The sequence below is a fragment of the Alcaligenes sp. HNGD-HTN06 genome, assembly GCF_049932565.1.
Lineage (GTDB): Bacteria > Pseudomonadota > Gammaproteobacteria > Burkholderiales > Burkholderiaceae_B > Alcaligenes > Alcaligenes ammonioxydans.
This window is the reverse complement of sequence record NZ_CP187782.1, coordinates 1820851-1845357: the sequence shown is the minus strand read 5'-3', so window position 1 is coordinate 1845357 and position 24507 is coordinate 1820851. Positions and strand designations below refer to the sequence as shown.

Genomic DNA, 24507 nt, shown 5'->3' with positions numbered 1-24507 from the left:
GTCCTTCGCTTAAGGGATGCTGTATAAAAACTCACCACGGATGCGGCAGCAGTCATAGTGGTTCCACATATTCCACATATAGCCATCGGCACCATCGGTTTTGTAATCGCCAAAGCTGGCCAGGCTCATCGAGTCATCTGCACCAAAGGTCATGCAGGACCGCTGAGCGCTCGGATAGATCATCTGCCAGGTAGTGGGCTTAGAGGTGGGGAAGTACTTGTAGCCACTACCGGGTTGCAGACGCTTGTAAATGTGGGGCTGTGCCGATTGCGAGATGATGCTTCCGACACGCGTGGCCAGCACGGCGGAGGCCTTTACTGGGTGTGACTGCACAAGCTCGCCGTTACGTGGGTATATAGGCCCCCAGGTAGTGGAAAGGGGCGAGGTGCTTACTTCCCCTGTACCAGGCACCCATGATTGGGGGTAGAGCATCTCTAGCGGCCAAAACCCTCGCCAGCTCATCGCGTCCATGTCTGACTGAAAATGCAGATTGAACACCGACGCTGAGCCTGGGCAGAACATCTCAGATAGTCCACCGGAGGCACCCAGGCGTTGAGCGATCTGCACCATGTCTCTGATAGGCCCAAAATCTGCACCCACCATATCAACGCCGGACAAACCAATGGCTTGGGTGCTGACGTTTCCACCAAAAACATTGCTCAAATTTCCAATCGATGAGCTCAACTCGCCAAGTTTTGCCGGAAATGCAGAGACGGAGGAAATGATGTCTGCTGGTGCATTGGCCATGGCACGGGCTGCTTCAATAAACTCGTTGCCCAGTTGCTGAGGAACTTGTCTCCAAGACTGCGCGATACGAGGCAGCTCTGTGCGAGTGAAGGCCAACAATTCGCTATAGCCTGGAAACTGGAATGAACTGCCAAAGCTGGGGATGTAGCCGCCGGCGATACTGGCAATCAAGCCTGCCGGGTTGCCGATGGCATCCGCACTCTTATAGGTAGTCACCTCGGTGCCTTCGCGCTGTGTTCCTGCTGAGGCATCGATTGGGGCGCCGACTGCGGCTGATCCCACTGAGGATATAGCCGTCGCCAATGGCTTACCCACCTCAGCCCAAGGGTGAGCCAGAGGATCGTTGTAGGTGCTGATCACGACATCGGGCACATAATGTGCAACCCGAACCGACGTCCGGATGAAGCAGCCAATGAGCGGGATGCAGACCAGCCAGACGCAAATGCCTTTGACCTGATAGGACGTGCAACTGGGGAGTGCTGCGACCGTATTGGTGACGACGCCCGCCGTGGTTGTGGCAGCTGTTGCTTGAACAGGCCGCAGCGCGGTTGCCAGTACCAGCAAACTAATCGCAAGCATGTGCCTAAAGCGCAAAGTAGTGATAGACATGAGCGCCCCTTAATTTTGGCTGTCACGCCAGGCCATAAGCGCCTGGTCAACGTCGACATACCCAAAGACCACATAGCGCTGGTTGATAACCACGGCCGGTAAGCGGTCAATCTGATAACGCTGTGCGCGTGCCAGGCCGTTAACCGCACTGGCGACCATGGGTTGGATCATTTGTCGTAAGCGGGCTTCATTGTTAGCCACCCATAGGCGCGCTTCTGCTTCGTCTTGTGGCATACCTTCATTCATCTGAGCTTCGAGATTATTCATTGCATCCAAGCGGTAGATGGACAAGGCATAGTGTGGTGAAGTGCTTGGTGTTACCGGCATGGCAGTGTTGGCAAACACCTCTACGGTCATGACCCCTGCGTACAGGTCTTGGTCAGGCTGTTGCGCAGTCGCTGGTGTGACGACGGCAAGCAGTGCAGTCAGAAGCGCGATGCAAGCCGTGAGACGAGAAACTCCTTTGCTAAGTGAGCGTATCTTGATCATGCGCGACTCCGCGCCAGCTCTTGTGCCACCATTTGAGCAGCCCCCATTTCGTTGATTCCATGCTTTTCCATCAGGCGACGTCGGTGTGCTTTCTCATGGCCCTCAGTCATGGCCAATGCAATCGGGAGAGCTGGAGGGACGTTGCGAAAGAGCATCTGGCCGGTCGCGGAAATCAGAACCCCTTCCGTGTATTTCGGCGGCTCTTTTTGGGCGGATTCCATCATGGCTCGCTGCTCGTTGGTGAGCGACCGAAATCGCACCACTTCTTCAATCTCTGCTTTGTCCATGGTCAGTAGCATCCAGTACTCACACATCGAGAGCACGCGCTCCATAGAGTCGGGAAAGTCTTTCAGGTTGTGTGTGGCAAGCCAGAACCAGGTATTGAATTTGCGCCACATTTTGGTGCCCTTGGCTATCTTGGGGCCAAGCAGCTCATTGGTTGTGATCAAGTGGCCCTCGTCCGTAAGGAACACCATCGGGCGACCAGAGTGTTGGTTCAGCTCGGCACGGGACTGTACTGAGTCGATGAGGCTTGTGTACGCAACTGCCAAGGCATCTTCATAGCCGTCTTGAGTGAGCGTACCCATCTCGACCAGAGTGACGTCTGCATCTGGCCAGTCCTGTCCCTCACGATTGAATAATTTGCCTCGCAGCGCCTGGGTGAAGGTCATCATGGACTGACCCATTTCTTCGGCGCGTGCACGCCGCGCCGGTGACATGGTCTGGTCCTTATTCATGTGCATCAGCTGCAGGGCCACATCTTGTGTCAACGGGTGCTTGGCTCCCCGTTCTTTGCAACTGATCGCGGCCATGATGATGGCGCGTGATACCAAGTACCGGTCGGCTCGACTCATCTGTGCGACTTCGTCCGCTTCACCGCCTGTGATCATCAGGATCGCGGCAATCAGCATCTCGCCCAGCAAGTCTCTTTTATCCAGCTCGTCGTCCTGCTCTTCGTCCTCTTCCCTGGCCTGGAACGTTTCATGAAAAGACACGTCGGCAGCCGACGGCCCATCATCTTGGCCAAGCAGGGCATTGAGCAGTTCGTCATCGGGCAGGCCTGCGTTGCTTCGTGCCTGCTGCTCGGCCGCCACAAAACTCTCCATCACTTCACTATCATCTAGTAGTTGGTACGCATGAACGAACGGTGGCAAGGACACTTTTGCACTACTGTTCAGTTCAACTTTGTAGGTCGATAGCCCTCGGTCTTTAAAAAAATCCACCAAAAGACCGAAGGAGTTCCCGGCATCGACAATCACCAGCCGTGGCCGATGAATGGCCATCGTCATCATGGCGATGTAGTTCAAGGTGGCCGATTTACCGGCTCCGGTCGGTCCCAGCACCAGCATATGCGCGTTCTTTTTACGATCGCGTTTGTTGAGCGGATCCACAAACAAGGGTTCCCCGCCACGATTCCAGAACCACATGCCGGGGTGAGGTGTGCCACGGGCACGGCCATACAATGGCAACAGACGCGCAATATGGGAGGCGAAGGTCAAGCGGGATCGACGAAGTACCTGATTATCGAAGGCGGGGTCATAGTTAAAGGGCAGCGCCCGCATGAATGTGTCCAGCGGGACCAGGTCATGCTGATTACTGATGAACTTCAGGCCCGATGGGATCAACAGCGCATTAATCGTGTTGATGTTGCTATCGAGTTCATCTGTGCTGGTGGCAGTCGCGTACAGGGTCACCATCATTGGAAACAGGTGGTTGCCCCGAACTATTTCATTCAAAACGTTGGTGCATTCCCGGTAGGTTTCGATGGCCTGCGCAGTCTTGGCGCGTGAGGCATCCCGGATCCGCTCAATTTGTGACTCTACGACGTGTTGCGGCGCGATGGTAATGGACACTGAGAGCATCGAACCGGGAGGTAGCCGATCAAAACGTGCAAATCGTTCCTTGCCATTGGCCAACTCGGCCGTGAAGTGTCCGATTTCTGGCTGCTTGCGCATATTTTGCAAAGTCAGCGCTTTGACCGGTACGCCATCAAACTCAAATAACCCTTGCTCCAGGTCCGAACGGGGCTCATTGATACTCAACAGCTCAGACAAGTCCCATCCAAAAATGGGCGTGTCCTCGTCATCGGTTAACGGGGTGTCGCCGGGATAGGGTAATTCACGCATCATTTGCGTGCCAGGCGCCCAGGGTAGATCGCGGTTAAAAAACGGCAGTAGCCACTCATAGAGGTCTTTTCCGGTGCAGCGGCGAACGGCTACACCGGCTTCGGAAAACGTGGCCATGATGGTGTTGGCCACCGACTCGATTTGCTGCACCGGCGTTTGTGGATCATCGGCTGCACCGCCAAATCGACGATACAGGCAACAACGAACACGGCGGATTTGCCCGCGCCAGACTTGACCGGTGACAAGCGTATCGGTGAACAGACCATTGGGTTGCGAGACATTCGACAGGTGCGAGCGCACTTCATCCAATACCGCCTGGGTAAAAGGCGAGTTAAGGATCTCCTGGCCCAGGCCATCGTCCTTGTGTTGCTCCAGGATATAGTCGGTAAAAGTGTCATTAAGATGATCCAGGTTACGGTCATCATTGACAAAAAACTGAGCAATCCACGGTGCGCCGTTGACCGATGGCATGGCTTGCAAGGCCTCCTGAATCTTCTGGGCGTGTTCATTCAGGATTTCGATAGGCATGGCCTCGGTCGCAATGGGCGAGAGTTCAAACATTGCCCCGAGGGTATTGCCATCACGCAACACAAAAATGCGCTCATCGGGGGCATAGCTGATATAGGGCAGCATGTCGGTAAACGACGGTGGCCGCAGGGCCATGCGTCGACGATCTGCAACGGTCTGGCCAGGAGACGATGCCTGTGCGGTGACTTGAGGAGCGCGCTTACTGCCTGGTTGCGCTGCACGTTGACGCGTGAATCCGAGCAAGCTGGCCACATTAGCGATCATCTGCGCCTCCCTTCTTCTTGGCGCTGGATTTTGCCTCAAAGTAGTCACCTCGCCACTGCAGTAAATCTTGGGTGACCTCACCAGGTAGCGCATACTGTGTCTGGTCGTACATCGGGAAGACGGTCACGTAGCCTGGAACCGGATACTGGCCCTTGGCCAGATGCGGAAACACCACCATTACCAGGTCAGGATTTGGCAGCCGAGCGAATCGCTGGTTCATGGAATCAACAGCTGACCAATATCGCTGGGTTAACTCATCACCTGGATTAATCGGTCTAGCCTGAGTGCGCTCACGCATCCGCTCCTGGGGGGTAATGCGCGACTGACGAGTCGCTTCGTTTCGATAATCAGTACCCCGGTAGACGTCCAGCACCGTTGGCGAATCCTTAGTGACCTCATTAAGTGGGGATTCGCGATCCATCATGACGGTGCAACCGCTGAACATGGCGGTGGTGATTAGAGTCAGCGCCAGGCGTTGGGCAGTTTTATTCCAGACCATAATGTGCTCCACGAGAAAGCTGCTGCGTCCCTTGCTGGCGGTACACCAGCTTGCGGGCGTTGGGCATCTTGTCAATTTGCAGTTCTTTATCCAGGTGAATAACTATTTGCTTGCCAGCCGGGGTTACAACGGCGTCGAAGCTATTCTTCAAACGGGAGGTCATCCATGCGACGATCTCATTGGTTGCGCCAGAGGCCGCTTGCCCCATGGCGTAGCCACTGCGTGAGCCGGTGATTTGAGAGGTGGTATTGCCCGTGCCCAGATTGTTGGAGACGGTGCGCTGGGCATCGGAGTAAGCTTGTGCGGCGACATCCAGCCCCTTGAGCATGGCCAGGTCGGCCAGATAGGCCGGGGCATTGGTGACGAATTTGCCAGGAATGCAGGGATTGCCGTGTACGTCAGAGATGTAGCCCAGGTCCTGGGTGCTACCGCCGCCATTGACGTTGGCATTCCCCCCGCCTTTGGAGCGCTCAGAGATGGTGCGAACCGTGCCGTCATTAAAGACAAAGGTGACCGAGCGCACTTTTCCTTCTGAGCACGACAGCGCCATATCGCCGATTGCCACACCGGTGACGATCATCCCCTCAATGTCTGCTGGTAATTCAAAGCCATTGGCTGCCAGGTTGTCGCGGCCGACAATCGCTTTAAACTGCATCGGGTCAGTGACACGGCCATCAATGGGCACACGTCCGATGAGACTGGTCATCGATACTGCGCCGACCAGTGTCGAGTTCTCGGGAACAGTAAAGTACGGAATCGGTTCAGGCTTGGCGGCTTGTGGTGCTGACCGTGTTTGTGTGGCGGTGGTCCTGGACACAGGGCCCATGGAGCTATTGGCATAGGCCTGATTGCCACTGGTGCGGACATAGCGCGTAATGGCTGGTCCGTCATTGCCATTGCGGCCCTGCTCGGACTGCGTTACCGCGCTATACCCCATGGGAGGTAAAACACGGTATGGCCCTGATGAGGTAACAGTCGGAGTGGGCGATTCTGTTCCCAGGGAAAATGATTGTTGTGGGACCAGGGGAGTCGTTCGCGTCTGAGCAGCCCGATTGGCTGCTTCGGTCTCAGAGCGGGCCGGTGACAGTTGAAAGGCGCGTGAAAACGTATCGACTGCTTCGGAGCCACGCTTCAAGGTGAGGTTGACTGCGTTTTTGGCGCCCGTCTCGTCGCCGGTTGGGTCGATCGAGTCCGTACGGGGTCCGTCAAGATTGAGCGTGTCGCGTTGCTCTTGTTCGATGCGACGCGAGACCGTGGCATTAGCACCGCCCACGCGCTTATTCTCGGCGATGAGTTGATTGTTCATCTCGATCACGCGTGCCACATCACGCCGCAACTGTTCATTGCTGGCGGTGACGGTGCGTAGGGTTTCGGCGGCGTTGTCGTTGTCCGCTCCTTGCGCGGTATGCAGTGTGGCACTTTCAGGTGTAGGAATGGAGGTCAATACCGAGTTGGTAGATTCTCCTGAACCCGTAAATTGCCTGTATATCACCACGCTGACTATTAAGACGGCGACACCACCGAGGATGGGGATCAGTTTGTTGCTGGACGTGCTGCTCATGCTGTTGTTCCTTTATTACCGGCAGGCTTCAAATCGGCGCTGGCACACCAGATAAATGGCGGTGGTGTCCGTCTCGGAACCGGCTGGGCCAATTCGACCGTGCTGCGCGGTGGCTGCAATCCATTGGCCGCGCACTTGCTCAAGTGGAATCTCCAAGGGGTTATGTGACCGGTTCTTGATGAGAACGGCTGTCACATAGAGCTGGCCAGAACGCCACTGACCAACGGGGGTGGATACAACATGGACGCCACGTATTAGGTTGGCAATTGGCTCAGCAGTGACTTCGACCTGCTGCACACCTGAGAACGGGGTGGCAAGCCGCTTTGGGGCATAAAGCTGGCGTGCGGCGTAGCGGGTGAGCTGGACCATATCTGTCGGTGCTGATTCCGCCATTTGCTGGCTCAATGTGTGTTCATTGGCCATGCTGGTCGCTTGCGCTGCCGCTTGGGAAGCGGGACCATCACCTCCGATCTCCTCTGAACCAGGCGATGAGGAAGCAACGACAAAAACCTGAAGTTCGCTACGGGCACTGGCTGTTGTGCTGTCGGCAACCAGATCGAAGGGAATTTGCTGCCCAGAGTCAATGAGCTCAGCAATGATTCGCACGGGTGTGAACTGCTGGAGGGCCGTGATGTACATCGTGCGATCAATGACTTCGATTCTGGCAATCTTGGACATATCCGATGGCACATGCAGGGCGGCAGGCGCAGGCAAGGTAATCATGCGTTCGATGCCCACAGGCAGTGGCGCACGTACCGGAGCTCGATTAAACACGGCTCGCTCGACGCCATGCGGTTTGTTTTGTGGCGGTTTGCGGATGGTCGTGCCGCTTTCGTCCTGATTATCCTTGGCCTGTTGAATGGCCGCATCCACAGTGCTCACCACCATAGCTTGGTCACCCATCACATTGACGCCAGCGGTTTGATACTCAGCGTTAGAGGGTGAGGAGCCAAGATTGGGAATCTCTCCCAGATCGGGCGCGTTATTCACTGCTGCGTTTGTTGCAGAACCCACATTGACACTTGAGTTGACGCTGTCAGGGGCTGGAGCAATAAGATCTGCTGGTACGCTCTCCAAGTTTGGCCCCAAGTCTCGCACTTGTGCCTGTGCGTACTGGGCCAGCCCCAAAAGAGCGCAGGCCAGAGCTGTTTTGCGAATGCTAAGAATGGCTTTCATGGATGACAATCTCACTCGCTTTGAGGTTGGACGGGTCGCACCTGGATAGGTGTCGGAGCGGGGTCGGTCACGTTGGTTGCCGGGTCGGTGATCGTGCCGGGCAATGTGGCGGGCACGATTTCTGACTCAGTTGGCAGCTCGGGACTTTGGTTGTTCTTCTGTACTGCGGCGACTTCGTCAGGATTCAGGCGGGCAGGGCGGTTGTTGCCATAGCAGTCAATGGCCAGCTTCCAGGGGTTTTTCTCGGGGTCAACGTCATATCGCACGACACGCATCGGATACCGTATGTAGATGTCTTTGATTTGTTGACCGCGAAATGTCTCTTGCAATTGCATGTCGAGCAGTACTGTCCAGGTGTTGGTGCCTTGCGAAATGACTCGTCTGGGTGAAAACCCAAACCCTGGAATCTCGGTCATGATGCGTGTGCGTGATCGCAACTCACCGGCTCTATCTCTTGTGTTCATGTCGTTCTCTAGCTGAGCGCGACAAGACGGGGTGATGTAGGCCTGGTAGTAGTAGATTTGCTTGCCGTAGTCCTTGTACCCGTCGGCTTGCCAGCGGTTGACCTGCTGCCAGATGTAGTAGGCAAAGCCATACACATTGACGTCAGGGACCGGCGACTGGCCGTCGGTCACGGTGACGACATCCCCGCCTTGAATGTTGGGGTGCAAATTGACGTCGATTCGATGCGGTGTGCGGGCAGCAAAGTACATACCCACAGCCCCAAGAGCGGCGACAACTAAAACAAGTGCGCCCAGTCTTTTATTTGTCGCCTGAACAGTGGCCAGGGCGTTTAAATATTTTGAACTCATACGTTGTTGCTCGCTTTATCCGCTATCGGTGTCACACCTTGAGCAGCGCAAGAAGAGGGGATGGCCGTTTCGCCCGTAGAAACAACGTTCTGACGGGACGGTTTAGGGTTGAATGAAGTGGACAAGCTAAAGGGCAAGGTCCGGCCCAAGCTCCAATAACCGTTGTGGCGGATGAATTTGGCTTTCACCCACCCACGAGAGGCCATCCAGTGGTGCATAGCCTGGTTGTAATAGCCGTCAGGACGGTTGCGCTTAAGTCCCGCCAGGTATTTAGAGGCAAACCACAAAATGACTAATGGTCCAAATAGCATGATGGCCAAAAGTGTTTGCCAGAAGCCGGTTATGGCCAGCAGTACCAAGCCCAGCAGCAGACACACCACGACGGAGATCAGACCGATGATTTGTGCTTCATCGACCGTCATACCGTTCAGAATGGCTGGTTGAACATTCACGCGATCGGTTATCGGCGTAGCGATGCCCTGGGTAACTTGCTCATCTAGCTGTTCAAGGTGTGGGGCAGAGGGCTTGCGAGCCATATCGACTTTTCCCCTTTACCCGAGCGTGGCGATGGCATACGTTGCCATGGCAACGAGTGCAATGGCCAACACGCCACCAGTAATTACGTACTCTTTCAGGTCACTGATATCAGCTTGACCGCGGGTGTATTGGTTCCACTTCGTGATCGCACCCATGACGACTTTCAGGAAAAAGTAGCCGACAAAGATCATGGCCAGAATAGTGATGCCCTGTTTCCAGTAAGCGCCCATCGCTCCAAGCCAATCGCCATCGGCAACTTGAGCCCCGTCAATGCCAGAACCCGGTGTGGGCATTGTGGGCAAAGCCGCCCTGGCAGGTGACGAAAGTAACGCTACAGCAGGGATCAAAGTGGCTTGCGCGAAGTGACGCTTGGCTTTTTGCCACCCCGCTCGGGGTGCCGCCAACAGAGCGTTCAGTGTGGTCATAGCTAAACTCCGTATGGTTTGATGTGTTAAGAAGTCCTGTGAGCGTCAAACCAACACCCACAGGATTAAGGACAACAGCACAACTAATTTGACGCAGGCCCAGACCACCTCTTCCTGCTTGAGTTGGCCCTCCCGGTAGTTATCCAGGGCGGTCATCACTAGCCAGGCAAAGAACAGAACCACAATCGCAACCGTGATGATCGTCAGCACGACTTTCATGGCGTTTGGGTCAACACCCGAGCCCGCTGCAAACGCCTCTCTCATGCTCGAACCCAGCTGTGCATTGTTCATGCCCATAAGGAGATCTCCTGAAGCTGCGTCATTGGCGGTAGTCGCCTCGCAGTGGCTCGACCGGGCGCGGCTGCATAGGGGCATTAAGGTGTTGTTGAATTCCCCGACGCATCACGTCCAGATCATTGATCAACCACTCATATCGAAAATTGACACGTTGAGATGGAGGGGCATCACGAGAGGCCGCGGCCACCATCTGCTGTACGACGGCCAGCTCGTTTTCAATTCGTGCCAGACTTTCGCGCTCACTATCGGCATCACCAGCCTGAACGGTGGCGCATGCGACGAGCATGAGCGCGGCTGCCCAGGCGCGATGAGTCTTACGTTCTGAGGGGCCAGATTGCTGTGGTTTCATTTCTGTCGTTTCTCCAATGTCGTGATGTGAGCGAGAGGCGCTACATATACTTTTTGAGGGAAGCCACTGTGGTGCTGAGCGTTGCAGCAACCAGCGCGGTGAAAATCAGAACCATGTAAGCGGGGTTGAAGCCACCGAAGGGCCAAGTCAAATACAGTCCGAATCCGCCAGTCAGCGCCCAGGCGGTGTATCGCTTAGCGTGGTGATATACAAAGGAGGACTCACGGCCGCCGCTCCACCGGCGCAAGTCACGCCGTACCAGGCCATCGACCGCACCCACTAGGCACGCAAGAACGAAGGCTGGCAGCGCATAAAGGGCAATCGAAAGTCGAAGCGCTACATCCATGGCGACATACATGGAAAGCACGAGTACCGTGCTGATAAATTGGCTGGCATCAGCGCCAATCGTTTTCAGCCTGGAGGAGAGGCTGTTGCCGTTTGCCTTTATTTCTTGTGCACGACGAAGGGCCTGTTGACGCTGCATGGAGGGGTCATGGCTATTGGCATACCACTGCAAGATTCCGAACTTCTCGTAAGGCCATGAGATGTAGCCGAGCATCTTGTTTGAGAAGGCCACTGTATTGGGAATAATCAGGCTCTTCGGGGCAGCCTCGATATAGCTCAGGTCCTGCTCCACGATAGAGCGAGCATGGCCCGTGCCTTGGTCCTTCCAAATCGTATGAATGCCGGCCAGTTCTATGAACAATCCCAGCACACATGCTGAGACAGAGACCATAAGCAAACCCATGACCATCTCAAATGTCATCAAAATGGGGCCGCGAGTGGTGGGCTTAACAGGGCGGCTGGTCGAGTTGGTACTCATCCGTGCCCCCTTGTGATCAGGCCCATCGTGTCAGTGTTTATCGCGCTGTTGCTTTGAGTGTCGTCATCGGGGTCAGGATCCTGCACCGCCAGATCAGTGGCGATCATGCCCGTGCCATCGGCGATTGGCTGGCTATTGAGCCAGTTTTCAGTGAACCAGTCGGTTTCACTGGCCCATTGCTCGGAAGTCCGGTAGCGGGCCTTCATTTGTGCGGCGACGTTTTGCAAAGACTGCGGTACAAATTCGTCGTTTCTTGCATCAGCCAACGGGATTCGGATCTTGAAGCGTCGATTGCCTTCAAGTAGCGCAAAGGCTTGGCCTTGCGGTAGTTCCAGCACATCGGCTGGTTCAATCATAGGGACCTTGGTTTTGGTCCAGATATCATCGTTGCGACTGATGAAATCGACGCCGGTGCCTTGGGCGGCGGTGTCTGTGACGCCTGACATTGGCGTGAGATGGACCACCTCGACTTCGGGAACCTGGTCCGTCAGCAGCTTGGCCGTAGTGACACTACGCACGCGCAGCATGACCAGGTGGTTAAAGTTGTCCAGGATCTGGCCCGCTTTGGCCTTATCTCCGACTTTTGCCTCAATATCAAATGCTGACTGTGTGTACGCGGTGATCCGAAAGCCCGAGCCCCCCAGCTTGTTCACCATGGGCACAAATTCAGGGCCTGCAATCTCATTGACCTCGTCAAAGTGCGCACAAATGGTCGGCAACACGATTTTGCCGTCTGGGGCATGAGGGTCCAGTCCGGTCTTGTATAGTTTGCCGCCCACGCTGACCAAGTCGGCCAGCATGGAATTACCGACCGCAGAGCTGACCACGGAATCAGAGAGGGCATCTAAGCCTACGTAGACCACGCCTCCCTGCCGGATGACGCTCATCCAGTCGAAGATGGGACGCTTATCGGTTTGGTCGTAATAGTCAGGTGAGATCAGTTTGCCTACTGCGCCGGTGGTCAACTTCTCCAGGAATGGCCCCAAGGACGCGATGATCTTTTCGTAGAAACTACGTTCATAGCTAAAGGCGGCTGCCAGTCCTGCGAGGACCGTATCGTTGATCTTGGCCTCTTTGATGAGCAAAAACATTGCTACAAATTCGGGCTGTCGATCGGCCAAGGCTCTTGGCCCCGGCGGCGCGGTTTTGCGATCCTGCAGCGCGAGCTCAAGGCTGGCCAGTCTTACTTCCCAGTCGATCAGACGGCCTTGGCGGGCTTGTTGGCCAAACACCATGCGGGCATAGTCCATGAACAGACCATCAATGCCGGTCACATCTTTGAGCAAGGCTTCATAGGTCGGGACACGACCCAGCGCAACTTGGGCCTGAGCCACAATATTGGTAAAACGCCAGGAGAACTCTTTAAAAGCGGCGGAGTTTCCGCTGCTGGGCAAGGCGTTGGTGGCACGAGTGGCGACTTCGGTGATACGGGAGAAGTTGCCGATGCCGTTGTACCTGGCTGAGATCTCGGGGTAGCCAAGATGGAACATGTAGAACTGGTCCAGGCGGCCTGCACGAGCGCATTCGGCATACATACGCAGCATCAGATCGGCATCCCCCTTGGGATCGATCACGATAGTGACGTGCCCAGCATGAATGTCCTGGGTGGCAAATAACTCCAGCAACCTGGTCTTGCCCACGCGCGTGGTGCCCATGACCAGCATGTGTCCATTGCGAGAAGATTGGCGAATCTTGACGGGGGCTTCGTCCATGCTGCCCACGCCATGCACGATGGGTGAGCCACCTAAGTCTGGATGAGGCTGCAATGGGTTGAGCCAATGATCAATGCCCGCAATTCCTGCAATGGCTCGCACAATGGGTTTGACGGGGCCTTTGCCTTGCGCTTGTTCGATGGCTTTTGAACCCAGGCTGCGTAGAGCCAGCTCTTTGCCCGATGGACGCACAAAACGCTTGGCCTGCGGTTGCAAGGCCTCACGTTTACGTTGTGTGTGCGCTTGCGACCACTCGAACCCTTCGCCCAGGTAAAACTCGCCCGGTGCCACGGGAATTTTGGCGGGAGCAATTTTCGTGACTTTGTAGTATTTCAGGTGATGGTGATAACGCTTGATCCGCATCGCCTGCTTAAAGCGGACCCCGCCAAAGTAGCCCGATCCTGCTGCTGCAACGTAGCCCAAAGAAGGGGGCATCATCAGCGCCCAAGGCGCCAGGGCAGCCGTGGCCGTGACGGACCAGGCCGTTGCCGCACTCCAAATTTCGACAGGTGGACGCAGTAACGCTTCCAAGACGGCGTTATTTTTCATGCGCTTCACCTCGTTCAAAACCTTCTGAGAAGATGATCTGTCGCGCTTGACCGTCCAAGCCAATCAGCACGGGATAGACAGTCACATGCGCTGCGGCAAGACGGCTCTGTGTCCAGTGGCCGGGATCAGGGACGATTGGCAATGCGTTGGCTTGTCGCTGGATGTCTTTAAAGCGTTTTTCACTGGCTGCGGATACCACAATGACAGTGGCCTGCAGAGAAAGCAGGCGTTCCAAATGGAGCTTGAGCCATTCTTCTGAGCCTTTGTCGTCACCCACAATAGCTAATGTTTGGGTCATCCATTTTGGGTTAAATACTGGAACAGCCGATGGCTTAAGCACGCCAGGTTGTAGCAAGTTCGACGTCAGCGGAAACTGGATGCCGGCACCAACACCAGGTTGGTCTGCACCTGAAATTAAGGCCGAATAATAGGAAACAGCCGGAACCGAATCGTCCAGGACGACCGGTGCAGTCTGAGCGTTGACCGAGCTGGAGATCAGTGTGGTCGCTGCAAAGAAGGCGAGGGCGAGATTACGGTGCATATCGCCTCCAACCGGTTGAAGTGGCCAGTTCCGACGCATCTAAGCCCAGGTTGGCTAATTTGTTGAAAACGCCACGGCTATAGCGATTCCCGCGGCTGATTCGTTCTTGCGTATTTCTGGAGCCCGTGTGATAGAGAGCGACCGCCAAACGCCAGGAACTGTTGCGGTCAAAGTGTTCACGCAGAATTTGTGCACCTACATCGAGATTGGGGTAGGGATCCAGAGCACGTTCAAAGCTTTGGAGCTTGTCGTTGTGGTAGCCCCAGTTCACCTGCATCGCACCGCAATCCACATTGCGGATACCTCTGACATCCACATACTTGCGCAAGGCCTTGAGGGTGGCCTCATAGGAGCCATAGCGCTTAGCAGCACCTCTGACGCACAGAGTCCAAGGGTAGGGCAGCGTCTGCCGACCAAATTTCATTTGCGACTCTTGCAGTGCCACGCCGTAAAGCAGCCACGGATCTATGTTCCAGCGCTGTCCCGCCCAGTCATAAGCGCGGGGTGGCAACAAGGATGCCGTCACGATCGGCGCACCAGGACGGGTGCGTGTGCGAGGCATCTGACGAACATAGCCGTGGGGGATAGTCGTCTGCTCCTGGGGTGTGATCTTGGGCTCAATGCGCACAGCCGTATCTGACCAATATGGCCACCATTGCGGGTCCAGGCCTTCAGGCTGCGCCAGCTCCGATTGCGCAGGTGCAGCCATTGCCCACGAGCGCGTCATGACGCCACTGGCCGTCAGTGCCGTGAGGGCGCCAAGAAACTGTCGGCGGTGCATGGGGGTACCCATCACTTCGCAGAGCCCTGTGCTGGCACACTTTGAGTCAGAGGTGTGTAGCCCGGAGCGGGGGTCTCGATGATGGCCGTGCGCGGCACGTTCAATGTGTCAGCCGCACCTACCGTGGCGGGAACGGGTGGGATTTGACTGAAATTGACAACTGGCTCATTTGGGTAAAGGCGTGCCATCGCTTCGGTGAAAGCACGATTCCATGCCAATGAGCGCTCCACGTCGGCATGAAAGGCGCGGGCGAACATTTCGGCATACTTACGGCGCTCTGCTTCCGAGGTCGCGTGAATGCCCAGCGCTTCGATAGGCGAGAGGTTTTCCACCGAGAATGCTTTGCGAGGGCCTTCCAGCAAGGTTTTGGCGCGCAACATTTCTTCGTCGGTTAAGCCCCAAATATTGGCGCGCAGGCGATCTACGGCATCCAGCGCAATCGGATTACGTCCTTGTGACTGCGTAGCATTGGCGACTTCTTCGGTACGCTGCTGAGCGGTGGCCTGGGTTTGCGAATGCGCCATCGCAGGGAAAAACAGGGGCAGGCTGATGGCTGCTGCTTTGATTTTCATAAGGCGCGGCATCACTGGCCCTCCACAGTTAATTTGGTGGTTTTTCCGTTTACGAGAAAAGAGGCGCTGCGCTCGGATGCGCTTGCGCTTTGCAGCGTGACGCCGTTGACGGTGTCACCTGGTCGCATCACTAAGGTTTGGTTGTCGCCTGCGCGTGTACTGGCGACGACAACGGAGGGTTTGCCATCCCACATATCGACTGAGACCAGACGAACGCTTGGCTTCGGTGCGGCCTTGGCTCGACGAGTGACCGGCTTTTTCACGGGGGCAGGTTCAACAACTGGCACCGCCTCTGGTTCTGGTTCAGGTGTAGGTGCAGGTGTGGACAGAGCAATCAACTGTTCGTTTTGTTGTAAGAGCTCATTGAGTAACTGCCTGATTTCGTTGACATCACGTTGCAGGGACGAGATTTGCACCTCAAATGTTGGTGTTTCTTGAACGGCGTACGAGGCTTGCGATGTTTCAAGGTTCGATGGGAACGACTCTCCGAGATCAATGGAAAGTTCTTGGAATTCCGTTGACTCTGCCGTGTCTATCGGATCTGTTCCCATGGGCATGTCAGAAGCTTTCTCTACATTGCCTAGTTCACTGGTGGTGGGAGCAGGGGAGGGCTCAGAACCCTTTTCCTCATCCTCAACAGGGGCGACCTGGTCTTCGATTTCAGCCAGTGAAGGTTCGGCTGCCGACAAGGCGGCTGTTTGCTCAACCACAGGTTGGTTAAACAGGTATTTCCAGCTCAAGAAAAGGACAGCAAAAAGCACCAACGCCAGGATTAGCTTCCACGGATAGCCTGTCTTTTTCTTGAGCGTTGGAGCATCGGTAAGCGCTGCGGATGCCAATGGGGATGGCGTAACGCTGGCTGCTTGCGGTTGATTTTCTTGTTCAGCAAAGAAATCGGTGACTGCTTCATTGTTTTGCGTCTCGGTCAGGGGATCCACTACAGACGAAAACACGGGCTCCACGTTCTGTTTTTCAACGCTTGCCGTTGGTTCTTTGCGAGAGAACAAAATTTGCATGACTGTTCGCAAGACACCTGGCTTGTTTGGGGTAGCGTCCTCCAACTCACGACGGGAGTCATAGTCGTGCTGATCCAGCTTTTCTTGGCGTTCACGCTCAAGCTGCTGGTCTTGCTCCATTCGTTCATGTTCCAAGCGCTCGAGCCGTTCACGCTCTAGCTGCTCGGCTTGCTCCCGGCGGCGAAGATCGTCTTGCTGCTGTTGCCATTGTTGATCTTGTTGGTTCATGGCTGCACCCCGCTGATGCGCTCGGTCAGGGGCAACCACGGCTTTTTAGGGTCAACTGTGACGGGGTAGGTTTGGGCGTGGAGCCAATTCTGTGTCAGTTCGACGCCTGACAGAGTCGGCTGTGCCGCTAGACTGATCCACAGTCTGCGACGGATGGGGTCCTCGTCCCAGCGCCAGGTCTCACCTACGAGTGCATTTAGGACATCACGCACTCGATACGTGCCCAGCGACCGCTGGGACTCTGGAAGGGGTAAGCGAAGAAACTGCGCGGCTTCTAGCGACAGCTTGGAGCGATCAAGCTGCCAGCCAGTCCGTTTGAGGGTGTACTCAATCGCACCATCAATGGTGGCTACGTCTTGACGTGGGTAAGTCAGTGCCACAAACACAGACAGGGGATCAGAAACGCTATGCCCTGGTGTGCTGGCTTGTGTGCTGTATTGTCCTATTCGCACCTGTGTGCCGTTGTCGTAGGTATCCCCGACCTGGGCTTGGGCCTGCAACGCCAAAACAGCCAGTGGCGCGGCAACAGCGAGTCTAGCTGTCCAGCTCATGAAGTACTCCATCCGATTGAGAATGGCGTTCAGTGTTGCAAAGGCACCCCAAGGTGTCGCTCGTTAACCCAAGGTCACGTAACACGGGGTTTCAGCTTGACGAAAACAGTTATGTGCGTTATCCGCGCGGCCTGCTATATGCGTTTTTGAGTAAGTGAAGAAAGGGTATTCAAGTTAAAATGTTTTGCATTGCACAATACAACTAGAACAAGAATGTGTTGACGGACTGCCGGGGCGTCAATCCGCTACTGGGAAAAGGTTGCTACGGGTCAAGGGCCTTATCCAAAGGGCCGCCGTCCACCTAAAAATCCGGTGGCCGTCGGGAAAGGCTTTACAGGTAGGGGAAAAGGGGGCTTACGGGTTACGCAGCGCTTCACCCAGGGGCTGGGTGAAGCGCTGCAAATGGCCTCGGCCAGCATAGCGGGCTGTGACTTATCAGAACTTAACGTTGCGCGCAAGCGAGAACCCTAGGTTACGTCGCACCCGGTATCGCGTTGAGTGATAGCAAACCGCTTTGTAGAGTGGCCGCTATGACTATCCTCGCCCACCTCGCTGAAAACGAGCATCCATACCCCGATCCTGGGTTCCCCCATTTTGGGCGTGATGCGCACGACCGTGCTCATGCGATTTACCGCATTGTCGAGCTCCTGACTGAGCTCGGATTGGCTGAATGGGTCCCCCATTTTTCAGCCTGGCTATCGCGTTATGACGGATTAGAAATTTATGCCGAGGATGAAGATGATCCTCATCTGTGTGTGAGAGAGATTTTGAAGAATCATTGTCAGAACCTGGCGCAAGAAAGCAGCCAGGCCGTAGATCTCGCAGGGCGCAAAGAGAGCATTGTTGAAGATATTTTGCAGCAGCCATTTGTCCATTATCGGGCCCACTGGGGCAAAAATATGCTGCCTGATCCTGATTCAATTCAATGGAATCCACTGCAGATGAGCTGGTTCCATTTCCTGCAGCTGGGCGATCCGCAACATCCCACTGAGTCACTGCATATTTTGCTCACATTGCGACATCCTCGTCCGACTCTGGAGACGTTGCGAGCCCATTTGCTTGAACGTTAGAGCATGACTCACCGCCGAACCCCGCCTTGGATCTCGAAGTTCTCCACTTTTATTCCGCGACGCGCCTCCAGTACGACTAAGCCCGCACCGGTTCCGCCACCTCCAAGCCCCCCACCAGTTCCAGTTGCCCAACGTGTAGCAGGGCGGGAGGAAGGGTGGTTGCGTGTTCTTGAGTCTGATGACTTGATCCGTCTGCTGAAAGCTCAAAAAGCGGTTCATCAAATGTTCCTGCAGTCTCGCGTAGCAGATCCTGTTTTTCGACGAGATTTCATCCCAGCTATCCGACGATATGCAGAATACGTCCAGCTTATGCCTGCCTCAGAAGCACACCATCACGCCCACGCTGGTGGTTTGTTGGCCCATACGCTGGAGATGGTATTGGCAGCCATGACCTGGCGAAACGCGCATTTTTTACCTACGAATGCTCCCGTTGAGCAGATTGACGCCGAGCGTGATCAGTGGACCTATGTGGTCTTCTACGCGGCACTGCTTCATGACATTGCCAAACCGATGACAGACCTACGGATCTTATGGCGAGGCGGGGCGATGGATGAACCGTTGCGATGGAAACCGCTGGCTGGCTCCTTGTTCGAAGTGGGGCAGGGGCGTCTGGATCTGGAGTATCGGGTCGAGTTTGAGCCAAAAGCCAGCCGGGACTACCAGGCCCATAATCGCCTGGCACTGACCCTGCTTCATCAGATTGCACCAAAATCTGCCTTAACTTTTTTGTCTCAAACGCCTCACGCCTTTGATGCGCTGACTCATTATTTGTCTGGCCATAAGGATGGATTATTGGCTGACATTATCAAACGCGCTGACCAGGCCTCCACCAGCAACGCATTGATGAAGGGCAGTAAGGCTCGTTTTGCGACAGCTAATGCAGTACCGCTGGTGGATTTACTCATGCAAGCGCTCAAAAGCATGTTGCAGTCTGGAACGGAATTGCCGCTCAATCGTACTGGAGCTGCCGGATGGGTGTATGACGGCTCTGTGTGGTTTGTGGCTAAGCGTTTGGCCGATGCCACGCGGGCCTGGATTAAAAAGCATGAGCCTGACGAGTCTGTACCTGGAGAGGCCAAGAACGATAGGCTGTTTGACACATGGCAGGAATATGGAATCTTGCAAGTCAGTCCTCATTCTGGCCAAGCTATTTGGCACGTTGAAATCAACGGGCAAACGCCGGCAACAGAAGAGGGCACAGAAGCCCATCAATATCGACACAGACTAAGTGTGCTGCGCTTTCCACTGTCAAAGCTCTATGATGATCCAAACTTATACCCACCGGCGATGTCCGGAGAGATCCATGTCCGGGCCAAGCGTGGCGATGATGAGTTTGAAACAGAGGCTGATCCAGCTGCGGTTGATTGTGAGCACAGCGCTGACACAACAGTCATTCAAGCCAAAGCTGCTCCAGAACACATTGATGAAGGAATATTGCCGCAAAAGGTGGCCACAACGGCCAAAACTGCTTCAGCTCGTTCCCAAACTGCAGCACCCAAGCGTAATCTCGTACCAGCAATGGAGTTTAGAAAGCCCAAAAATGCGTCAACTGGCGCAGCCAAGCGGCAAACACCGAAAAATGGCGCAACGCAAAGCGGCAACCAGCCCAAACCTGTGCCAACCTCAAGCAATACTCACCAAACTGCTTCAATTCAGGTATACGACGACGAGACGGTGATTTTGCCAGCCGAACTCGCCGTAGATGGCTTTGATGTTGACGATGATTTTCTGGATGAAGCTGATACAGCATCCAACATTATTCATCGCAGCCCACCGCAAGCGTCGCATAAGCCCACGCCTGTGAACTCAGCGCCGACAGCAACGGTTAGCAGCGCACGCCCAGGCAAAAAATCACATCAACATGAAGCAACAGCCATAGCTGCAGCAAAGGCTAAAAGTGTTGTGCCAGCCTCTGTTGAGCACACACCTGGAGCATTACCAGCCTTACCGACGCCTAAAGCGTCGGTTATTGAGCCAGAGCTTGCTCCAAAGACACAGGCAAAATCTCAACGTATGTTCAGCCAGGCAAGCACCACGCCGGTCGTGTTGACGCCTAGCTTGCCAGAACTGCCGCATGAAGCTCCTGTGAAGGAACCTAGCGAAGCGGCGATGGCGTTTATACAGTGGCTGCAGCAAGGCTTGGCCAGCCGTGAGATTAAGTACAACGAATCTGGGGCCCCCGTGCATTTTGTAGAAGAAGGCATGGCACTGATTTCACCCAAGATTTTCAAGCTCTACGCGGCTCAAACAGGGCCTGAAGAACAGGCCGACGCCATGGGGATGCAGATTCAGCGAGAAGTTATCAAAGCTGGGTGGCATCGGATGCGGCAAATAGAAGGTGGTGGCAAGGTCAACATCTTGCGCTACCAGATCATTGGCAAAGGCAATGTGCCGGTCGCCTCGTTGGCGGCGGTGGTGTTGATGGACCCGGACCGGTTTGTTTTACCCGTGCCGCCCGTCAATCCAGTATTGAAGTTGGATCGTTGAATGAAGGGGATGTTTGACACAGGATAAAGTGCTGTGCTACCGTCCGATCAGTCGTGCAATTCAACGTTTCGACGGGGTTTCGGTTTAGATTACTGTGAGGTGCCTAACTTCACATAATGCAAAAGACTGCTGAACAGGCTCGTTTTCCTCCCTAGAGGACGGCTGGAAAACATCGCATAATGTATATTATGTAAAGTCGCGAATCGATCAATGTTTCTGGTTGAGGCGCAGTTCCGTTTCGGTCTCCCCTCCGTTTATCTTGCGCCGATTATTTTTACGCCCAAGGTAGTTAAGTTTTCCCTGGCGTGGTTATAGTGGATTGCTAAGTAAAACGGAGCAAAAACACGATGGGCCATGTACTACAGTTTGCTGAACGCGACCCCAGCTTAAGTGATGAGTTGGCCAAGGCGCAGATCGAAACACTGCGCGAAGCCTTGTTGCTCAAACAGTACGAACGGCTGGAAAAAGCCGATCAAACCTTGCTGATTGTGGTGGCCGGCATGGACGGTGTGGGGAAAGGATCTGCCATCAACACCCTGAACACCTGGTTGGACCCGCGTCATGTGCATACCTTGGCGTTCGGCAAACTCAGTGAAGAAGAAGCCATGCGTCCCCTTATGTGGCGTTATTGGAATCGCTTGCCGGCACGGGGTCAGACCGGACTGGTGTTTGGCTCCTGGTATGCACCCCTGATGAAAGAGCTGGCGCGTAAAACGCCCGATCCGGCCAGGATTGCGTTATATACCCACTTGATTAACCGGTTTGAGGCGCAATTGGCCTATCAGGGTGTGCAGGTGCTCAAGTTGTGGTTCCACCTGTCTGCCCAGGCGCAGCTGGATCGTTGTGCCATGCTGATGGCTGACCCCAATACGGCATGGCGCGTTAGCAAGGCTGACCTGAAAGTTCACAAACACTTCAAGACCTTGCGTAACGCCGCCACGCAGACCATCAATCTGACTCATCGTAACTATGCGCCTTGGGTGGTCATCCCCAGTGCGGACAAGAATCTGCGTGATGTGTCCTTGGCAAAAGTGGTATTGCAAGCGATGGACAAGCCTATTGTCCCGCGTCAGGTCAGAGAGCCGCATGCCTTCCCGTTTCGCTTGAATGTTCCGGCCGCTTCCTTGCTGTCCCCTCCCCCTGTAGAGCCTGTGCTCGATTACGACACGGAACTCCTGCATTGGCAGGGGCGTCTGTCGACCGCGGTACGCAGCAAGGCGTTTCGTAATCATTCTCTGGTACTGGTGTTTGAAGGGCGCGATGCCGCTGGCAAAGGCGGCACGATTCGTCGTCTGACCGAAGCGCTGGATGTTCGCATTTACGATATTCATCCTATTTCCGCTCCCAATGCGGTGGAACGGGCACGGCCATATTTATGGCGCTTCTGGCGTAAGTTGCCGCGGCTGGGCGAGGTCGCGATTTTTGATCGCTCTTGGTATGGCCGAGTTCTGGTGGAACGGGTGGAAAAGCTGATTTCCCGGGCCGCCTGGCAACGCTCATATGAAGAAATCAACGAATTTGAGGCGCAATTGCTTGCCAATGGCACGGCCGTGATCAAGTTTTGGTTGGATATTGATAAAGATGAGCAACTCAAGCGCTTCAAGGCCCGTGAGCAAACGCCCTTCAAGAATTACAAGATCACGCCAGAAGATTGGCGCAATCGGGAAAACTGGGCGGCTTATCAACGGGCGGCTGAAGATATGTTTGCTCAGACTGACACTCATATGGCGCCTTGGCATATTGTGCCCAGTAAAGATAAAAAAGCCGCTCGCATCCAGGTATTGCGCACCGTGGTCGAGACTCTGGAATCTTTGGACGAACATATGATCAGCCTGAATGAGCCGGCTTTGGCCGATCAGGTCAGTGAGCAGGTATAAAACAGCGGGCTGCTAATGATCCGCCCCAAATGCAGTCATCCTGCATTTGGGGCGGATTTGTGTGGGAATGGTGGGCGGCCCTGGGAACACGCACACCGGATCGTGATGATGTGTCTTGACGCTACGCTCACAGGCTCGTCAGCACCGCGTTCATTTAGCGCTGTTTGGCCTGGTCCCGCAGTGCGGACGCCGCTTAGAGATCCTGGCTGGCGGCAAGACGAAGTATTTTGTGCCAACGTCGGAGATCGGCGGCATTGGTGGGACGGATATGCCAAGGCTGTACGGGGTTGCGCAGTAGCAGCGTCAAGCCCCTGCCCTGCACTTCAATGGTGTCAATATCCGCAAAAATAAAGGCGCGGCTCCCCTGCCCGGTCTGAATATGGCCCCGCTTTTGCAGGGCATCCAGTCGTAAGGAACCATCAGCGAATGCCAGCTCCACAATGCGTTGGCCATGCTGTTTTTTTCCGTGAATAGCCAGGTGATGACGACGCCAGAGGATGAATGGTGTCAGCAGTATGGCCACTGCCACCAGTAGACTGAGGATAGCGGCCATTACACCCGCGCTGGCGTTCACCCGATTGAAAAGCTGCACGCCGCCCTGCATCAGCCCCGCAAGAATGCCGATTAGCAGCAGGACGAGGATAATGGGCATGGCGACGACCGGTCTTTGGACTTAGCGGGCTTGAACGGTCACCGTGGCCGCCGCCTGACGCGCATTTTCACGAGCAGTTTCCAGGTCGTCATGTGCCGCCAGAGCGACACCCATGCGTCGTTTCTCGAAGCTTTCGGGTTTGCCGAACAAGCGGATATCGGTTTGCGGAATGCGCAACGCCTGAGCTACGTTCAGGAAATCGACCTCTTTGGCGTCTACCCCTCCGTAAATCACTGCGCTGGCACCGGGCATACGCAAGGCGGTGTTGACAGGCAGGCCCAGAATGGCACGTGCGTGCAGCTCAAACTCCGACTGCCATTGAGTTGCCATGGTCACCATGCCGGTGTCGTGGGGACGCGGGCTAACTTCGCTGAACCAGACCTGATCGCCTTTGACGAAAAGCTCGACACCAAACAGACCTTGACCGCCCAGGTTCTGAGTGACCGCCTGGGCAATCTCGCGCGCGCTTTGCAACGCTTGGGGACTCATGGGCTGCGGCTGCCAGCTTTCCACGTAATCGCCATCCACTTGTTGGTGACCGATGGGATCGCAGAACTGGGTTTCAATCTGACCATCGGCGCCGACAGCGCGCACGGTCAGCAAGGTAATTTCGTAATCAAAATCGATGAAGCCCTCCACGATGACGCGGCACTGGCTGACGCGGCCACCAGCCATCGCGTAGTCCCAGGCTTGGGCAACGTCCTCGGGGCCGCTGATTTTGCTTTGGCCTTTGCCTGAACTACTCATCAACGGTTTGACTACGCAGGGGTAGCCGATTTTGCTGTCAATGGCCGCTTGGAGTTCTTGCAGTGATTCACAGAACTGATAGGGGCTGGTGGGCACACCCAGAGTTTCCGCGGCAAGACGACGAATACCTTCGCGATCCATGGTGAGTCTGGCGGCACGAGCGGTAGGGATGACACGGACCAGACCTTGCGCTTCCAATTCTTCCAGCACGCCCGTGGCAATTGCCTCGATTTCCGGTACCACTAAGGTGGGCTTTTCTTTTTCGATCAGGGCGCGCAGTTGGTCGGGGTCACTCATGGTGATCGTGCGCGCGTGATGGGCGACCTGTTGCCCCGGCGCATTCTCGTAGCGGTCGACAGCGACGGTTTCCACCCCAAGACGTTGCAGCGCAATCAGCACCTCTTTGCCCAGCTCTCCCGAGCCCAGGAGCATGATTTTGTCCGACGACGACGATAAGGGGGTGCCCAACAGGCTCATGGTGC

Annotated in this window: 23 protein-coding genes; 3 read left to right on the top strand and 20 right to left on the bottom strand. The window is 55.3% G+C overall.

Annotated features, from left to right (window positions below; translation table 11 throughout):
- Positions 1-9 precede the first annotated feature (9 nt).
- From ACOZ42_RS08405 to ACOZ42_RS08320, 18 genes are read right to left on the bottom strand one after another with little or no spacing between them, the layout of a single operon-like run.
- Complete coding sequence (locus ACOZ42_RS08405) at positions 10-1356, bottom strand: TraU family protein (protein ID WP_426345826.1); 1347 nt, start codon at positions 1354-1356, stop codon at positions 10-12.
- A 9-nt stretch (positions 1357-1365) separates the two neighbouring features.
- Positions 1366-1845 (bottom strand): TIGR03757 family integrating conjugative element protein, encoded by a 480-nt coding sequence (locus ACOZ42_RS08400; RefSeq protein ID WP_426345825.1) that lies wholly within the window; start codon positions 1843-1845, stop codon positions 1366-1368.
- Positions 1842-4763 (bottom strand): conjugative transfer ATPase, encoded by a 2922-nt coding sequence (locus ACOZ42_RS08395; RefSeq protein ID WP_426345824.1) that lies wholly within the window; start codon positions 4761-4763, stop codon positions 1842-1844. The genes ACOZ42_RS08400 and ACOZ42_RS08395 overlap by 4 nt, the downstream gene beginning before the upstream one ends.
- On the bottom strand, positions 4753-5262 hold the full coding sequence (locus ACOZ42_RS08390; RefSeq protein WP_045931315.1) for a TIGR03751 family conjugal transfer lipoprotein: 510 nt from the start codon (positions 5260-5262) through the stop codon (positions 4753-4755). Before ACOZ42_RS08390 ends, ACOZ42_RS08395 begins: the two co-directional genes overlap by 11 nt.
- Entirely contained in the window at positions 5249-6823 is a 1575-nt protein-coding gene (locus ACOZ42_RS08385) for a TIGR03752 family integrating conjugative element protein (RefSeq protein WP_426345823.1), read from the bottom strand. The genes ACOZ42_RS08390 and ACOZ42_RS08385 overlap by 14 nt, the downstream gene beginning before the upstream one ends.
- A 15-nt stretch (positions 6824-6838) precedes the next feature.
- On the bottom strand, positions 6839-7999 hold the full coding sequence (locus tag ACOZ42_RS08380) for a TIGR03749 family integrating conjugative element protein (RefSeq protein WP_045931316.1): 1161 nt from the start codon (positions 7997-7999) through the stop codon (positions 6839-6841).
- 11 nt (positions 8000-8010) lie between these two features.
- Positions 8011-8811 (bottom strand): PFL_4703 family integrating conjugative element protein, encoded by an 801-nt coding sequence (locus tag ACOZ42_RS08375; RefSeq protein WP_080584946.1) that lies wholly within the window; start codon positions 8809-8811, stop codon positions 8011-8013.
- Entirely contained in the window at positions 8808-9347 is a 540-nt protein-coding gene (locus ACOZ42_RS08370; protein WP_009454033.1) for a TIGR03750 family conjugal transfer protein, read from the bottom strand. Before ACOZ42_RS08370 ends, ACOZ42_RS08375 begins: the two co-directional genes overlap by 4 nt.
- Before the next feature lie 15 nt (positions 9348-9362).
- Positions 9363-9773: a DUF2976 domain-containing protein gene (locus tag ACOZ42_RS08365; protein ID WP_426345822.1), complete on the bottom strand. Its 411-nt coding sequence runs from the start codon at positions 9771-9773 to the stop codon at positions 9363-9365.
- Positions 9774-9818: 45 nt separating this feature from the next.
- Positions 9819-10070, bottom strand: coding sequence for a TIGR03758 family integrating conjugative element protein (locus ACOZ42_RS08360; protein WP_045931317.1), 252 nt, complete (start codon positions 10068-10070; stop codon positions 9819-9821).
- Between the two features lie 22 nt (positions 10071-10092).
- Positions 10093-10419: an RAQPRD family integrative conjugative element protein gene (locus tag ACOZ42_RS08355; protein WP_003799953.1), complete on the bottom strand. Its 327-nt coding sequence runs from the start codon at positions 10417-10419 to the stop codon at positions 10093-10095.
- Positions 10420-10459: 40 nt separating this feature from the next.
- A complete protein-coding gene (locus tag ACOZ42_RS08350) occupies positions 10460-11242 on the bottom strand; it encodes a TIGR03747 family integrating conjugative element membrane protein (RefSeq protein ID WP_426345821.1) in 783 nt (260 codons plus the stop codon).
- Positions 11239-13503 carry a type IV conjugative transfer system coupling protein TraD gene (gene traD, locus ACOZ42_RS08345; RefSeq protein ID WP_426345820.1) on the bottom strand — a complete coding sequence of 755 codons (2265 nt, stop codon included), beginning with the start codon at positions 13501-13503 and terminating at the stop codon, positions 11239-11241. The genes ACOZ42_RS08350 and traD overlap by 4 nt, the downstream gene beginning before the upstream one ends.
- On the bottom strand, positions 13493-14044 hold the full coding sequence (locus tag ACOZ42_RS08340) for a PFL_4695 family integrating conjugative element protein (RefSeq protein ID WP_426345819.1): 552 nt from the start codon (positions 14042-14044) through the stop codon (positions 13493-13495). Before ACOZ42_RS08340 ends, traD begins: the two co-directional genes overlap by 11 nt.
- Entirely contained in the window at positions 14034-14825 is a 792-nt protein-coding gene (locus ACOZ42_RS08335; RefSeq protein WP_021446581.1) for a transglycosylase SLT domain-containing protein, read from the bottom strand. The genes ACOZ42_RS08340 and ACOZ42_RS08335 overlap by 11 nt, the downstream gene beginning before the upstream one ends.
- Before the next feature lie 11 nt (positions 14826-14836).
- Positions 14837-15409 carry a hypothetical protein gene (locus tag ACOZ42_RS08330; protein WP_094196720.1) on the bottom strand — a complete coding sequence of 191 codons (573 nt, stop codon included), beginning with the start codon at positions 15407-15409 and terminating at the stop codon, positions 14837-14839.
- The gene (locus ACOZ42_RS08325) at positions 15409-16641 is read right to left on the bottom strand and encodes a hypothetical protein (protein WP_257724048.1); all 1233 of its coding nucleotides are present in this window, start codon (positions 16639-16641) and stop codon (positions 15409-15411) included. The genes ACOZ42_RS08330 and ACOZ42_RS08325 overlap by 1 nt, the downstream gene beginning before the upstream one ends.
- Positions 16638-17192 (bottom strand): hypothetical protein, encoded by a 555-nt coding sequence (locus tag ACOZ42_RS08320; protein WP_045931322.1) that lies wholly within the window; start codon positions 17190-17192, stop codon positions 16638-16640. The genes ACOZ42_RS08325 and ACOZ42_RS08320 overlap by 4 nt, the downstream gene beginning before the upstream one ends.
- A 530-nt stretch (positions 17193-17722) precedes the next feature.
- Between ACOZ42_RS08320 and ACOZ42_RS08315 the strand changes: the two genes are divergently transcribed.
- From ACOZ42_RS08315 to pap, 3 genes are all read left to right on the top strand, one after another.
- Positions 17723-18262 carry a hypothetical protein gene (locus ACOZ42_RS08315; protein ID WP_131071802.1) on the top strand — a complete coding sequence of 180 codons (540 nt, stop codon included), beginning with the start codon at positions 17723-17725 and terminating at the stop codon, positions 18260-18262.
- Between the two features lie 159 nt (positions 18263-18421).
- Entirely contained in the window at positions 18422-20749 is a 2328-nt protein-coding gene (gene mobH / locus ACOZ42_RS08310; protein WP_426345818.1) for a MobH family relaxase, read from the top strand.
- 347 nt (positions 20750-21096) lie between these two features.
- Positions 21097-22626: a polyphosphate:AMP phosphotransferase gene (gene pap / locus ACOZ42_RS08305; protein WP_059317621.1), complete on the top strand. Its 1530-nt coding sequence runs from the start codon at positions 21097-21099 to the stop codon at positions 22624-22626.
- Positions 22627-22819: 193 nt separating this feature from the next.
- On the opposite strand, the gene ACOZ42_RS08300 is transcribed toward pap, so the two are convergent.
- Both ACOZ42_RS08300 and purT read right to left on the bottom strand, forming a co-directional pair.
- Entirely contained in the window at positions 22820-23278 is a 459-nt protein-coding gene (locus ACOZ42_RS08300; RefSeq protein ID WP_003799974.1) for a hypothetical protein, read from the bottom strand.
- A gap of 21 nt (positions 23279-23299) precedes the next feature.
- A complete protein-coding gene (gene purT / locus ACOZ42_RS08295) occupies positions 23300-24502 on the bottom strand; it encodes a formate-dependent phosphoribosylglycinamide formyltransferase (protein WP_426345817.1) in 1203 nt (400 codons plus the stop codon).
- Positions 24503-24507 lie beyond the last annotated feature (5 nt).

What these genes read in the sequence shown, in the direction of transcription:
- ACOZ42_RS08405 (WP_426345826.1), bottom strand. Translation starts at nt 1,356, where the DNA reads ATGTCTATCACTACTTTGCGCTTTAGGCACATGCTTGCGATTAGTTTG.
- ACOZ42_RS08400 (WP_426345825.1), bottom strand. Translation starts at nt 1,845, where the DNA reads ATGATCAAGATACGCTCACTTAGCAAAGGAGTTTCTCGTCTCACGGCT.
- ACOZ42_RS08395 (WP_426345824.1), bottom strand. Translation starts at nt 4,763, where the DNA reads ATGATCGCTAATGTGGCCAGCTTGCTCGGATTCACGCGTCAACGTGCA.
- ACOZ42_RS08390 (WP_045931315.1), bottom strand. Translation starts at nt 5,262, where the DNA reads ATGGTCTGGAATAAAACTGCCCAACGCCTGGCGCTGACTCTAATCACC.
- ACOZ42_RS08385 (WP_426345823.1), bottom strand. Translation starts at nt 6,823, where the DNA reads ATGAGCAGCACGTCCAGCAACAAACTGATCCCCATCCTCGGTGGTGTC.
- ACOZ42_RS08380 (WP_045931316.1), bottom strand. Translation starts at nt 7,999, where the DNA reads ATGAAAGCCATTCTTAGCATTCGCAAAACAGCTCTGGCCTGCGCTCTT.
- ACOZ42_RS08375 (WP_080584946.1), bottom strand. Translation starts at nt 8,811, where the DNA reads ATGAGTTCAAAATATTTAAACGCCCTGGCCACTGTTCAGGCGACAAAT.
- ACOZ42_RS08370 (WP_009454033.1), bottom strand. Translation starts at nt 9,347, where the DNA reads ATGGCTCGCAAGCCCTCTGCCCCACACCTTGAACAGCTAGATGAGCAA.
- ACOZ42_RS08365 (WP_426345822.1), bottom strand. Translation starts at nt 9,773, where the DNA reads ATGACCACACTGAACGCTCTGTTGGCGGCACCCCGAGCGGGGTGGCAA.
- ACOZ42_RS08360 (WP_045931317.1), bottom strand. Translation starts at nt 10,070, where the DNA reads ATGGGCATGAACAATGCACAGCTGGGTTCGAGCATGAGAGAGGCGTTT.
- ACOZ42_RS08355 (WP_003799953.1), bottom strand. Translation starts at nt 10,419, where the DNA reads ATGAAACCACAGCAATCTGGCCCCTCAGAACGTAAGACTCATCGCGCC.
- ACOZ42_RS08350 (WP_426345821.1), bottom strand. Translation starts at nt 11,242, where the DNA reads ATGAGTACCAACTCGACCAGCCGCCCTGTTAAGCCCACCACTCGCGGC.
- traD (WP_426345820.1), bottom strand. Translation starts at nt 13,503, where the DNA reads ATGAAAAATAACGCCGTCTTGGAAGCGTTACTGCGTCCACCTGTCGAA.
- ACOZ42_RS08340 (WP_426345819.1), bottom strand. Translation starts at nt 14,044, where the DNA reads ATGCACCGTAATCTCGCCCTCGCCTTCTTTGCAGCGACCACACTGATC.
- ACOZ42_RS08335 (WP_021446581.1), bottom strand. Translation starts at nt 14,825, where the DNA reads ATGCACCGCCGACAGTTTCTTGGCGCCCTCACGGCACTGACGGCCAGT.
- ACOZ42_RS08330 (WP_094196720.1), bottom strand. Translation starts at nt 15,409, where the DNA reads ATGCCGCGCCTTATGAAAATCAAAGCAGCAGCCATCAGCCTGCCCCTG.
- ACOZ42_RS08325 (WP_257724048.1), bottom strand. Translation starts at nt 16,641, where the DNA reads ATGAACCAACAAGATCAACAATGGCAACAGCAGCAAGACGATCTTCGC.
- ACOZ42_RS08320 (WP_045931322.1), bottom strand. Translation starts at nt 17,192, where the DNA reads ATGAGCTGGACAGCTAGACTCGCTGTTGCCGCGCCACTGGCTGTTTTG.
- ACOZ42_RS08315 (WP_131071802.1), top strand. Translation starts at nt 17,723, where the DNA reads ATGACTATCCTCGCCCACCTCGCTGAAAACGAGCATCCATACCCCGAT.
- pap (WP_059317621.1), top strand. Translation starts at nt 21,097, where the DNA reads ATGGGCCATGTACTACAGTTTGCTGAACGCGACCCCAGCTTAAGTGAT.
- ACOZ42_RS08300 (WP_003799974.1), bottom strand. Translation starts at nt 23,278, where the DNA reads ATGCCCATTATCCTCGTCCTGCTGCTAATCGGCATTCTTGCGGGGCTG.
- purT (WP_426345817.1), bottom strand. Translation starts at nt 24,502, where the DNA reads ATGAGCCTGTTGGGCACCCCCTTATCGTCGTCGTCGGACAAAATCATG.